This is a genomic window from Rhizobium sp. USDA 4016 (genome assembly GCF_056279705.1).
The window spans coordinates 184,246-196,601 of the sequence record NZ_JBWCCY010000003.1 but is presented as its reverse complement, the minus strand read 5'-3'; the positions used below and the strand labels follow the sequence as shown (position 1 = coordinate 196,601).

The following is a 12,356-nucleotide window of genomic DNA, read 5'->3' as shown; positions in this document are numbered from 1 at the left end:
ACGGTCTGCTTGGCGTCAGTTCTTCGAGTCAGGCAATGATCGGCTGCACGGGTGACGAATCGCTTGAACGCATTGGCCCGTCATTGGCGCACGGAACGGCCTCCGCTTGATGGCTCTGCTCGCCTTCTCCTTGCGTGCCTTCGCCGAGCGACGTCCGAAATTCACGTGCGCTTTTTTGCTTCGACAGTAAGACCCGTGACAAACTCAATTCGCACATTGGGTTCCGCTGCCCAGCGCGGTTGGATAATCCGGCGAGAGGGCACGCAGGGCTTTCATTTCGAGCTCCCGAATCGATGCCCGCCCTTTCCCACGGCCCCATTCCGCGAATCCGTTTTAGCCGTTGCACCAGCGAAAAGTTCAGTAATGGATCGCCGCTTTGTAACTAATATCCGTTAAATCTCGTCCCCATATCCTTTGCCGCCACGCCTGCGAAAGTTCCGGCGAATGGCGACGGCCTTATTTTCCCGAACCGCGATTTTCAAGTAGCGGGGGACGACGATCGATGCGGAATTGCAGGCCCGCAAATGCGCCCGGAAAAATGAGGCCCTTCGACACCACCTCATCAGGTTCCACAAAAACCGGGTCGAGCACAGGTCGGCAACACTGGAAACGTGCCGCCGCGTCTGCAATCGCTATCAGGGGGGAATGATAAGGCTCCCTTCCGTCGCCTCCGACAAGAACGATTTTCCCGGCAAGAGGTTTGAGGCAGCCATCAAAAACTGTGAAGGCGGTGAGCCCATCTCGCAATGCTTCTTCATCTAAGAACAGCGAGTGCATATCGTCAAAGCGGATCATCTCGATCAGTGGACTGCCAACCAAATCATAGATTGGCGAAAAGCTGATGCCGATTTGAAGCTCAACAGCTCGAAAGAGTGCCGTTTCCGACTCCAATACATATGCGATATTTTTCATGTCCTGACCCTCAATTTGCTTAAAGCGATCTCGTCCTCTAACGCGTGACAAGGGAGGTTCAGCAACTTATTGCGTGACCAACCCTGCATAGCAACGCCATGCCGCAATATGCTGATTTCACCCGGTTGTGCAAACGTCTTGTGCGCCAATTTGATAGCTCTGTAGGGATTGGGTTTGCCAATGCCTCGCGAAAATAATCTTTAAGCTCATTGAAAATACACGATAATCAGAAGCTTTCGCATCAAAAGCAGGAGCGAGGCTGCATCAGGACTGCGCCAACTTTGTAAACACAAATTCTGTAAAGGGGCTCGGGCTATTATTTCTGTCAAGGTATATCGTTCAGTTGCTATGCAATCCATGGTAGATAACAGATCCGCTATCCTTTGAGGACTGGATTAGAAAAACTCCGCCTTTCATGGCTGCCGCCTTTGTCGTCAATCGACAATCGCCACGCCGGCCGTCGTCATTCTGAAACAGGCCTATGCGCGCATCGCCGTCCAACAGCCGATGCACGCAGCCGTCAGTGGATGGCCGTGAATCGAGAAGGCTCCATGCGCGCGCATGGGCAAAAGGCCACCATGCCTGTCAAACAGGACGTGCCTGGTGCGAGACGAGGAAATGCAACGACGATCCTCATCAAGCCTACCAAATGCAATGAAGCCAATTTGGCGCAACTGGCTAACCCGCGCACGAAGCAACTCCGGTGCGGTAGGCCTCTATCTCATTGAGAATTAAGAAAAAATTATACGTGCGATGGCAAAAACATGGGGTTCCGCCATGTTGAAATGCGCCAAACGTGATCGGAATCGCGATATTAATGGTTCCAAGCACATTACTTTCCGTATAAAGAGCTCTGGAGCATTAACCTCAGTCGGAGCAATGTCAGGACCATCATTGAAGCAATGGATTAATGAACTCGGTTTGCAACAAGTCGATGATCCGGGCATAGGCAAGCCGGTCTATCGAAAACCTTTTGACGGGCGGATTGCACTTAGCGCCGAACTGGAAAAACTGATCAGCATCAGCCTTCGCGAAGCCCGTGATAAGCGAAAGCTGCCTCGCTCGAAACTCGCGCCCTTGCTTGGTATCAGCGAGCAGGTTTACGGCCGCTACGAAAATAAAGTCTCCCGTCTCACGGTGGGGCGACTGATTCATCTCTGTGAGGTTTTGGATGCAACTCCGGAAGAGATTATCGCGCCAGCAGCACGCCACCTTTGGGGCGAGACTGAAACCAAAGCGGTTCTGCTGTTGGCTACGATCGAGAAGTTGCGGGCCTTCGATGAAGAGATTTTACGGGATGTTTATAGCTTACTAAGCCGCATAGAGGAGACCTGTCGCGATAGCGGCGTTGGTGCGGCGACAAGCGCGTCTTCATGCGCCACTGCAGTCGATGGCACAAATGGGAAGCAGATTGACGGCGTCAAAAAATAGAACGTGCGTCGGTCCCTGATGAAGATTTAACAGAAAACCATGGCCAAGCGCTCCGCGCCGTCGCAGCTGCCGAGGCGAGCCTTCCCGATGCGGCGTTGGGATAAATTCTCGGCCATTCATCCTAACAGCTCATCAAATAGGCGCGTAACCGAGCAAAGGTCGCACTCGTGGCCGGCTGACTTTAAATGATGCTGCGCGCGTCCCGCCACCCGATCATCAACGGGTCGAGCGCAACGAGGAGGTTTGGGAAAAGCCCTTAAACGGATATTTTTATATCCATAGCGTGGATGAATTCCATCCAAACAATCAATTTTACCGATCTCCCATGATGGTGCACTAGGAAAATGTCGATAACCTGACAAGTATGTCGATGAACGTAACGAGTACATCGGTGCAAGTTTACGACGACTGAGGAAGGTCGGAAGTATTGACAGCGTTTATCATCTCTAACGCGAAGGGCGCCAAAACATTCTACCATCCCGATTGGCTAGTATCGCGATCCCTGGCGACGGTATCTGACGTGCAGCGAACGAGCCGTTGCTTCGATCGCACGATGCGTCCCTCAAGATTACAGCAAGAAAAAGGAGGTCTTTGCATGCGCCCTCAGGTGCGGTGGAGGCTGTGCTGGGAAAACGAGCTAGAGCTCGCCGACCATGTCGAACTCGCCGAGTTCTTTCGAAGGACCTATGGTCCAACCGGCGCCTTTCATGGAAAGCCGTTTGGAGGCAGTCGAAGTTGGGCCGGAGCCAGGCTTGAGTTTCGCGCAATCGCCTACGACTCGAGCGGTGTCGCGGCTCATACGGGTGCACTGCGCCGTTCCATCAAGGTTGGCGCGATCGACCTATTAGTGGCTGAGCTGGACTGTGCGGGTGCGTCCGGATCTCGAGGGACTCGGAATCGGGCATTCAATCCACGCCATGCTTTCAGTACTGCAGGAGCTCGCCGTTCCATTCGCTTTCGGCACAGTTTGGCCCGCAATGCAGAAACATGTTGAGCAGTTCGGCCGTCACGGTCCGGTGACGATTTTGTCGGGAATCCGCGTGCGGTCCACCCTACCAGTGGCGCATCTCGGCAAGCCGTCCACGCGCATCGATGACGCACTTGTCATCGTCTTGCCAGTTGGGCGGTCGATCGGCGATTTGCCCACCGGTACGATGATCGATCGGAACGGTCCAGAGCTATGACGCACCTCAATTGCTTATCGGAAGTGCCCAGCGGGTGCGCTGACGGCACCGGCGAGCGCGCCATTTACTTGACGTTTGACGACGGTCCCAATCCATTTTGCACACCGGAGGTCCTCGATGTGCTGGCGAAACACCGAGCCCCTGCGACTTTCTTTGTCATCGGCGCCTATGCGGCAGACCAGCCGAAACTGATCCAACGAATGATTGCAGAAGGGCACAATGTCGCTAACCACACGATGACTCATCCGGACCTGTCCAAATGCGAGTCCGGCGCAGTACGACGTGAAATACTTGAGGCGGACAGAGCCATCAGGACCGCCTGCCCGCAAGCCTCAGTGCGATACATCCGCGCTCCGTATGGGATCTGGACCGAAGAGGTGCTCACTACGGCTGCGAGCGCTGGTCTAGCGGCCGTCCATTGGTCGGTAGACCCGCGAGACTGGTCTTGTCCCGGCATCGACGCCATTGTCGATGAGGTGCTCAACTCTATCCGGCCGGGCGCAATCGTTCTCTTGCACGACGGATGCCCTCCCAGCGAGTTGCAAGCGGATGCCGGCCGCAGTCTGCGCTATCAGACCATCATGGCGCTGTCCCGTATCATTCCAGAATTGCGTGACCGCGGATTTGTAATCCGCGCGCTTCCCCAAGATCATTGAAAGCGATATTCCATGAATCTGCTTGACACAACCAGCACTGTCGCCATCTCGCTCTATGCGGTGCTCTCGACTGCTTATAAAAGCATGCAGGCCGTGTACGCTGTGCCGGCAAACGACTCGTCAACGCCGGAGGTCCCGATCAACTCCGGCCAACTGCCGAGCGTGGATGTCATCATTCCCTGCTTCAACGAGGACCCGCGCACGCTTTCAGAGTGCCTAGCGTCCATTGCAGCCCAGGAATACGCCGGAGAACTCCGGGTCTATGTGATTGATGACGGTTCCAGAAACCGCGACGCTATCACACCTGTGCATGCCATCTACGCGCGCGACCGTAGGTTCAATATCATTCTGCTTCCCGAAAACGTTGGAAAGCGCAAGGCGCAGATCGCCGCGATACGCCGCTCCTCTGGAGATTTGGTGCTGAACGTCGACTCGGACACGATACTCGCGTCTGACGTCATCATGAAGCTTGTACCGAAGATGCAAGATCCTGTGGTCGGCGCGGCCATGGGTCAGTTGACCGCCAGCAACCGCAGCGATAATTGGTTGACCAGTTTAATCGATATGGAGTACTGGCTGGCTTGCAACGAGGAGCGTGCGGCACAGGCTCGCTTCGGAGCCGTGATGTGCTGCTGCGGCCCATGTGCTATGTACCGCCGGTCCGCACTCCTCTTGCTGCTTGACCAGTACGAGTCGCAATTTTTTCGGGGCAGGCCAAGCGACTTCGGTGAGGATCGCCACCTCACGATCCTTATGCTGAAAGCAGGCTTTCGAACCGAATACGTTCCGAGCGCCGTCGCGGCGACAGTCGTTCCGAACAGACTGGGGCCGTATCTGCGCCAACAACTCCGCTGGGCACGGAGCACGTTCCGGGACACGTTGCTTGGGCTGCGCCTACTGCCGGGGCTCAATCGCTATCTCACCTTGGACGTGGTCGGGCAGAATGTCGGACCACTGCTTCTTGCGCTATCGGTACTAATGGGGCTCGCACAGGTCGCACTTACAGCCACCGTGCCTTGGTGGACAGGGCTGATGATTGTGTCCATGACCACGATACGCTGCAGTGTGGCGGCGTTTCGTGCTCGCCAACTTCGATTTCTGGGCTTCTCTCTGCACACACTCATCAACATCTTTCTCTTACTTCCGTTGAAAGCCTATGCGTTGTGTACATTGAGCAATAGCGATTGGCTATCGCGCGGCTCTGCTGTCAACCCCTCAGATGAGGGTGGAAAACAGGCTCCCATCCATGACCCGACCGCTGGATCAGGCACCACAGAATCGTCGGGAGATGCGGCTCCGTTTCGCAGGCACAATCCTTGCGCGGGACGCTTCTAGATTGATGGCATATGACCGCATTTGCAGCGACGAGTGAGACTTGCGTTACCGAGGTACACGACTTGAAACTTCACGAGAATTATCACCTGTTGAAACAGGAATTGACCGCAAACGATCCGTGGCGTCTCGACGGCAATCCGTTCGAGCGAGAGCGCCACGCACAAATGCTCCGGCTGTCGCTTGCCCAAGGCTCTATCACAAGCGCGCTTGAGGTCGGGTGCGCGGCCGGCGCATTCACGGAGAAACTAGCGCCCCATTGCCGGCGACTTACCGTGATCGACGTCGTGCCACGAGCGATTGCTCGAACACGGCGACGGATGAAGGAGCCGCCGCACATCAGCTGGATAGTCTCCGACGTACGACAGTTTTCGCCTGGCGAGCTGTTCGACCTGATCGTTGTGGCGGAGGTTCTCTACTATGTCGGAGACATTGCCGAGATGCGCGCGGCCGTCCGCAACTTGGTACAGCTGCTTGCGCCAGGCGGGCACCTGATTTTCGGATCGGCACGCGATGCTAATTGCCGGCGCTGGGGTCACGCTGCCGGTGCTGAGACGGTCATCTCCATGCTGAACGAAACCTTGATCGAGGTAGAGCGTCTTGAGTGCCGGGGTGAATCGGTCAACGAAGACTGCTTGCTCACCCGTTTCCGGAATCCGGTTTCCGGTTCCTGATGAATCGAATTGTCGACTGGACATGGAGACACTATGCGCATCTGTGGTATCAACCTGACCCATGACGGGGCGATTGCCCTTATCGAAGACGGACGGCTGGTCTTCTGCGTTGAGCAGGAGAAGCGAGACAACAATCCGCGATATCAAAACATCGACAATCTCGACGCTGTCATCACCGCTTTGGCGGAACACGGTCTGAATGCGTGCGATGTTGATCAGTTCGTTATCGACGGCTGGGACGGTGAGGAAGAGTCGCAGTTCCAGGTTCTCAGTGGAGTGGTTCCCTTAACACTCAAGGGGGCGCCTTATGTTGAACGCCATGCCGAGGGCCTTCTCGATTGCCTCGACGGCTACGGCTTGCTGCTCGATGACCGGGTTTTTCCTTATAAGAGCTATCCCCATGTGACGGGCCATGTGGCCTCCGCATACTGCACCAGCCCCTTTGCGACGGCCGGACAACCCGCGTTCTGCTTGGTGTGGGATGGCTGCATCTTTCCGCGCCTCTATTATGTGGAGGGCCGGGGCGCACGGTTCCTCGAATGCCTGTTCCCGGTGATAGGCCAAGCCTACGCTGCCGCAGGCCATTACTTCGGACCTTATAAGCGGGCGAGCCGCGGTGGCTGGGATCTAGGTGTCGCCGGCAAGCTGATGGCCTATATAGCACTGGGGTCGGTTGATGAAGACATCGTGGCAGTGTTTCAGGAGCTCTACGAGGAGCGCTTTGCGGCCAACACCGAGCCTGCCCGTCGTTACCGCGCGGATATCAACAGCGCAGATTCGACGCTTGCGGCTGTGCATGATTTCTTCGATGCCAGCGTCCTCCGATTAGGGGAAAAGCCACCCGAAGATGTGCTGGCATCGTTTCATCTCTTCCTTGAGCGTCTCCTCGTCCACGAAATGACAATTGCCTTGAAGCGCCATCCGTTTCCAGGACAGCGAAATTTGTGCATAGTCGGCGGCTGCGGCCTCAATATCAAATGGAACAGTGCACTGCGGGGGTCGGGCCTGTTCGATTCCGTCTGGGTACCGCCTTTTCCGAATGACAGCGGCTCGGCAATCGGCGCCGCTTGCAGCGCAATGGTGGCGCAGCAAGGCTTCGTACCGCTGGAATGGTCGGTCTACAGTGGCCCGGTCATGCAAAGTGGCCATGTGCCGCGCGGATGGGAGGCCACGCCGTGCAGTATGCCGGAACTCGCCAGTATCCTCGCCAGCAACAAGCCCGTAATTTTCCTTTCTGGGCGCGCCGAGCTTGGACCACGGGCGTTAGGAGGCAGAAGCATTCTCGCAGCCGCGACTTCGCCGGAAATGAAGGATTTTCTGAACGAAGTCAAACTTCGCGAACACTTCCGTTCGGTGGCTCCCATATGCCTGGAGGACCGTGCGCCGGAAATATTCAGCCCCGGAACGCCGGATCCCTACATGTTGTTCGATCACGAGACGCGAATGGAATGGCAGGACAAAATCCCCGCTGTTGTGCATCTCGACGGATCTGCGCGACTGCAAACGATATCCAGAAGCTCTCAACACAAAGTCGCCGAGCTACTCGTCGAATATGAAAAACTCACGGGCATTCCGCTGCTTTGCAACACGAGTGCCAATTACCATGGACGTGGCTTTTTCCCGGATGCAGCTGCAGCCTGCGAGTGGGGACGCGTTGAACACATATGGTGCGACGGCCAGCTGTTCACGAAAACGCAGGTAACTGAGCGATCGTCAGACGACGCGACCTTCACGGTAAGATGAACGCATGTCCACGGTAGCAATCGATCTTGTCGGCGTAAGCAAGACATATGAGGACAAGGTAGTTGTCGACGGGCTGTCGTTCCGCGTCGCGGTAGGGGAATGCTTCGGCCTGCTCGGACCGAACGGCCAGGGCAAAAGCACGATTGCGCATATGGTCCTCGGCATGACATCGCCTGATGCGGGGGAGATTACGGAGTTGCGGCGCCACTTCGCAGGCGGACCTTATGCGAGGTTCTTCGAGATTGATGACGCATTAGTCTTAAAGGGAAAATCAATATGTCGCTTGGCAACCTCCAACGTCTTGAAGCGGAAGCAATTCATGTGCTTCGAGAAGTCGTTGCAACGTTTTCCAACCCGGTTGTGCTTTATTCCATCGGCAAGGACTCATCGGTTTTGCTTCATCTGGCGATGAAGGCGTTCTACCCGGCCAAACCACCTTTTCCCTTCCTGCACGTTGACACCAAATGGAAGTTCCGGGAGATGATCAAGTTCCGTCACCGGATGGCACGCGAACTCGGGTTCGACCTTCTGGTGCAGGTCAATCAGGATGGGATCGATCAGGGAATTGGGCCAATCACCCACGGGTCCAACGTCCACACACACGTCATGAAGACGACGGCGCTCAGGCAGGCGCTGGAGAAATACGGTTTTGACGCAGCGCTCGCCGGAGCGCGGCGCGACGAGGAGAAGTCGCGGGCCAAGGAGCGCGTCTTCTCGATCCGCAGCGCCCAGCACGGCTGGGACCCGAAGCGTCAGCGTCCCGAGATGTGGAAGACCTATAACACGCGCGTCGGCCAAGGCGAGACGATGCGGGTCTTCCCGCTCTCCAACTGGACCGAGTTCGACATCTGGCAATATATCCTGCGCGAGAACATTCCGATCGTGCCGCTCTATTTCGCGGCGCGCCGGCCGGTGGTGCGGCGCGACGGCGTACTGATCATGGTCGATGACGACCGCATGCCGATCCAGCCTGGAGAAGAGGTCGCGGAGCGCCTGGTGCGTTTCCGCACGCTCGGCTGCTATCCGCTGACCGGCGCGGTTGAATCGGAGGCTGCCACGGTTCCGGACATACTGCGGGAAATGCTGACGATGCGCACGTCGGAACGGCAAAGCCGCCTGATCGACTCGGACGAAGTCGGGGCGATGGAGAAAAAGAAGCGGGAGGGGTACTTCTGATGTCGTATCTTCAAACTATGCCGCCGCATGACATCGAGGCACATCTGACCGAGCACGACAAAAAGTCGATCCTGAGGTTCATCACGTGTGGCTCGGTCGACGACGGCAAATCGACGCTGATCGGACGCTTGCTTTACGACGCGAAGCTGATCTTCGAGGATCAGCTGGCAAATCTCGGGCGCATCGGTGCCGCCAACGGGAAGGAGATCGACCTGGCCCTGCTTCTCGATGGGCTCGAGGCGGAGCGTGAACAGCGCATCACCATCGACGTCGCCTATCGTTACTTCGCCACGTCGAAGCGAAAGTTCATCGTCGCCGACACTCCCGGCCATGAGGAATATACGCGCAACATGGTGACCGGCGCCTCGACGGCGGACCTGGCTATAATCTTGATCGACAGTCGCCAGGGCATCCTCCAGCAGACGCGGCGCCATTCCTACATTGCTTCGATGCTCGGCATCCGCCATGTCGTGCTGGCGGTCAACAAGATCGATCTCGTCGACTTCCGGCAGTTAGTATTCGATGGGATCGTCGCCGACTACATGGTCTTTGCCAAGGAACTGGGCTTTACCGGCATCCAGCCCATCCCGATCTCCGCGCGGTTCGGCGACAACGTCATTTCGGCATCACAGAAGACACCCTGGTACACTGGGCCAGCACTTCTCGAATACCTCGAAACGGTGGAACTCGACCCGCCCGTAGAGGAGAAGCCGTTCCGCTTTCCGGTTCAACTGGCGATGCGGCCCAATGCGGATTTCCGCGGGTATGCCGGGCAGATCGCTTCGGGCAGGATCTCGGTCGGGGATCCGGTCGTTGTTGCAAACTCCGGGCAGCGTTCGTCAGTCAAGGCGATCGTGACTTTCGACGGGAGTTTGGCCGCCGCGGCCGAGGGCGAGGCCGTGACACTCGTCCTTTCGGACGAGGTCGATGCCTCGCGCGGAAACATGCTGGTGGCACCCTCATCGAGACCGTTTGTGGCCGATCAGTTCCAGGCACACGTCATCTGGTTCGACGCCAATCCCATGCTTCCCGGGCAAAGTTATATCCTGCGGACGGAAACGGACAGCGTCAGCGCAACGGTCACGGCGCTGAAGCACCAGGTGAATATCAACAGCTTTGCCCGAGAGGCGGCGAAATCCTTGCAGATGAACGAGGTCGGCGTCTTCAACATCTCGACACAGGCGCCGATCGCCTTCGACGCCTATAAGGACAACAGGGCGACCGGCAATTTCATCTTCGTCGACCGGGCGACCAACGCGACGGTCGGCGCCGGCATGATCGACTTCCCGCTCCGGCGCGCCGACAATGTGCATTGGCAGGCCACCGACGTGAACAAGGGCGCGCGCAGCGCGATGAAGAACCAGCGTCCTGCCGTGCTTTGGTTTACCGGGCTTTCGGGGTCCGGCAAGTCGACGATCGCCAATACGCTCGACCGGATTCTGCACGCAAGAGGCAAGCACACCTATATGCTCGACGGCGACAATGTGCGCCACGGACTGAACCGGGACCTTGGCTTCACCGAAGCCGATCGCGTCGAGAATATCCGCCGGGTGGCAGAGGTTGCCAAACTCATGGCTGACGCCGGCCTGATCGTTCTGGTCTCCTTAATTTCGCCGTTCCGCGACCAGCGGCGCATGGCGCGCGCATTGATGGAGGAGGACGAGTTCATCGAGATCTTCGTCGATACACCGCTCGACGAGTGCGCGCGGCGTGACCCGAAGGGCCTCTACGAGAAGGCGTTCGCGGGCAAGATCGCGAACTTCACCGGCGTTTCCTCGCCTTATGAGATTCCTGAGAGCCCTGAGCTGCATCTCGAAACAATTGGCCACGAGCCCGCGGCGCTAGCGCTTGAGATCGAACAGTTCCTCGAGCGGCGAATGGAGCAGAAATGACGCGTTAATGCGAAGGCTTGAGCATTTTGCGGCTTCAGGCGGCCACGGCGGTCCTTGGCTATCTAACGACGGGATGATCATTGCTGCCCCACTCGGGCGGCACGAACGTCCGAAGCCATATTGGCTTCAGCAGGACACAGCCGATCACGTGCTCACGGGTCGGCTAACTGAAACGGAGAAAAGATATGTCTGATGCAAAACTGCAAGGCGTGCTTTCGGCTCTTTCGCAGGTGGCGAGACAGTTAAATGCGATGCCGTCCAATCAACCGGGGCCGGATGCTCATTGCGTTAAACTAAACACGAACGAGAATCCATTTCCGTTGCCGATGATGGTGATGCAAAGTGCGCTTGCGGCCCTCGAACGGCATTATCTGTATCCCGAAGATGACAATCTCAGCTTGCGAGACGCAGCCGCCAATGCCTATGGCCTCTCCAAGGATCAGGTGATCGCTGGCAACGGCTCGTCTGAGCTGCTGGGGCTCATCTACAGAGCTTTCCTAGCTCCGGGCGACAGCGTGGCGATGATGTCGCCAGGTTTTTCGTTCAACCACAAACTTGCCATGCTGCAGGGTGCTCGATTTCTCGAAATCGGATGGGGCAGATATTATTCGTTGCCAATCGAGCAATTGCTTCTCGGTCCCGCAAAAGATGCAAAGTTCATCCTGCTGGCTAATCCGAACAATCCGACCGGAACATTTGTTCCGGTCGCCGCTATCGATAGCCTAGCCGCGCAATCGGACCGATTGATAGTGGTGGATGAGGCGTATGTCGATTTTGCACCCGATGATGCTCTGCGCCTTATCAATCGCCATTCGAACCTTCTAGTCTTAAGAACGTTTTCGAAAAGCTATGCCGCCGCCGGCATTCGCGTTGGTTTCGGCTTCGGTCATCCTGAACTCATCGGGAGGCTACGCAACCTCCAAAACGTCTTCAACATGAACCTGATCGGCCATGCGGTAGGCATTAGCATCCTTTCGCACCGCGCCGCCTACGACGAGAACCACAGACATATCAAGCATGAAAGACAGCGAGCAACCATTGCCCTGTCTCAATTCGGATTTTCTGTGATCCCTTCCCACACAAATTTTTTGCTTGCGCGTGTACCACCGGGACAAGGCGGCACTTGGTGGCAAGCATCGTTGGAAAGGCAAAAGATACTTGTGGCGGTCTTTCCCGATGACGGCTTGGAAAATTATATCCGCGTCAGCATCGGTACAAAAACGCAAATGGATGCATTCCTTTCAGCCGCCAGTGACATTTCTGAAAGCCTGAAGAAGCAGAGTTTGCCGGTTAAGCACCGTTAATCCTTGCTTGTCACGCAGACACGTTAAACAGCCAAGACGATATTGAGAGAAC

General features: G+C 56.7%; 8 protein-coding genes and 3 pseudogenes. 10 read left to right on the top strand and 1 reads right to left on the bottom strand.

The genetic code is table 11. From position 1 onward, the window contains the following. Positions 1-456: 456 nt before the first annotated feature. A complete protein-coding gene (locus ACZ9DP_RS13995) occupies positions 457-912 on the bottom strand; it encodes a protein psiB (RefSeq protein ID WP_476202500.1) in 456 nt (151 codons plus the stop codon). Positions 913-1,689: 777 nt separating this feature from the next. Between ACZ9DP_RS13995 and ACZ9DP_RS13990 the strand changes: the two genes are divergently transcribed. The 10 genes and pseudogenes from ACZ9DP_RS13990 to ACZ9DP_RS13945 all read left to right on the top strand — a co-directional run bounded on the left by ACZ9DP_RS13990 (position 1,690) and on the right by ACZ9DP_RS13945 (position 12,304). Continuing rightward, positions 1,690-2,343 carry a helix-turn-helix domain-containing protein gene (locus ACZ9DP_RS13990; protein ID WP_476202499.1) on the top strand — a complete coding sequence of 218 codons (654 nt, stop codon included), beginning with the start codon at positions 1,690-1,692 and terminating at the stop codon, positions 2,341-2,343. A 595-nt stretch (positions 2,344-2,938) separates the two neighbouring features. Then, a pseudogene (locus tag ACZ9DP_RS13985) lies at positions 2,939-3,527 on the top strand (NodA family N-acyltransferase). Next, a complete protein-coding gene (gene nodB / locus ACZ9DP_RS13980) occupies positions 3,524-4,183 on the top strand; it encodes a chitooligosaccharide deacetylase NodB (RefSeq protein WP_476202498.1) in 660 nt (219 codons plus the stop codon). Before ACZ9DP_RS13985 ends, nodB begins: the two are co-directional and overlap by 4 nt. Before the next feature lie 12 nt (positions 4,184-4,195). Continuing rightward, positions 4,196-5,518, top strand: a complete 1,323-nt coding sequence (nodC, locus tag ACZ9DP_RS13975) for a chitooligosaccharide synthase NodC (protein WP_476202496.1) — start codon at positions 4,196-4,198, stop codon at positions 5,516-5,518. Next, a pseudogene (nodS, locus tag ACZ9DP_RS13970) lies at positions 5,472-6,189 on the top strand (nodulation methyltransferase NodS). Before nodC ends, nodS begins: the two are co-directional and overlap by 47 nt. 33 nt (positions 6,190-6,222) lie before the next feature. Beyond that, the gene (gene nodU / locus ACZ9DP_RS13965) at positions 6,223-7,932 is read left to right on the top strand and encodes a nodulation protein NodU (RefSeq protein WP_476202494.1); all 1,710 of its coding nucleotides are present in this window, start codon (positions 6,223-6,225) and stop codon (positions 7,930-7,932) included. 4 nt (positions 7,933-7,936) lie between these two features. Further along, positions 7,937-8,131, top strand: a pseudogene (locus ACZ9DP_RS13960) (ATP-binding cassette domain-containing protein); the annotation flags it as partial. Positions 8,132-8,208: 77 nt separating this feature from the next. After that, positions 8,209-9,108, top strand: a complete 900-nt coding sequence (gene cysD, locus ACZ9DP_RS13955) for a sulfate adenylyltransferase subunit CysD (protein ID WP_476202493.1) — start codon at positions 8,209-8,211, stop codon at positions 9,106-9,108. Next, positions 9,108-11,000 (top strand): bifunctional sulfate adenylyltransferase/adenylyl-sulfate kinase NodQ, encoded by a 1,893-nt coding sequence (gene nodQ, locus ACZ9DP_RS13950; protein WP_476202492.1) that lies wholly within the window; start codon positions 9,108-9,110, stop codon positions 10,998-11,000. The genes cysD and nodQ overlap by 1 nt, the downstream gene beginning before the upstream one ends. 185 nt (positions 11,001-11,185) lie before the next feature. Continuing rightward, positions 11,186-12,304: a pyridoxal phosphate-dependent aminotransferase gene (locus ACZ9DP_RS13945; protein ID WP_476202490.1), complete on the top strand. Its 1,119-nt coding sequence runs from the start codon at positions 11,186-11,188 to the stop codon at positions 12,302-12,304. The last annotated feature ends 52 nt before the right edge of the window (positions 12,305-12,356 follow it).

Bases quoted from the DNA above. Each gene is read 5' to 3' on its own strand.
- cysD (WP_476202493.1), top strand. From the start codon at position 8,209: ATGTCGCTTGGCAACCTCCAACGTCTTGAAGCGGAAGCAATTCATGTG.
- ACZ9DP_RS13995 (WP_476202500.1), bottom strand. From the start codon at position 912: ATGAAAAATATCGCATATGTATTGGAGTCGGAAACGGCACTCTTTCGA.
- nodB (WP_476202498.1), top strand. From the start codon at position 3,524: ATGACGCACCTCAATTGCTTATCGGAAGTGCCCAGCGGGTGCGCTGAC.
- ACZ9DP_RS13945 (WP_476202490.1), top strand. From the start codon at position 11,186: ATGTCTGATGCAAAACTGCAAGGCGTGCTTTCGGCTCTTTCGCAGGTG.
- nodQ (WP_476202492.1), top strand. From the start codon at position 9,108: ATGTCGTATCTTCAAACTATGCCGCCGCATGACATCGAGGCACATCTG.
- nodC (WP_476202496.1), top strand. From the start codon at position 4,196: ATGAATCTGCTTGACACAACCAGCACTGTCGCCATCTCGCTCTATGCG.
- nodU (WP_476202494.1), top strand. From the start codon at position 6,223: ATGCGCATCTGTGGTATCAACCTGACCCATGACGGGGCGATTGCCCTT.
- ACZ9DP_RS13990 (WP_476202499.1), top strand. From the start codon at position 1,690: ATGTTGAAATGCGCCAAACGTGATCGGAATCGCGATATTAATGGTTCC.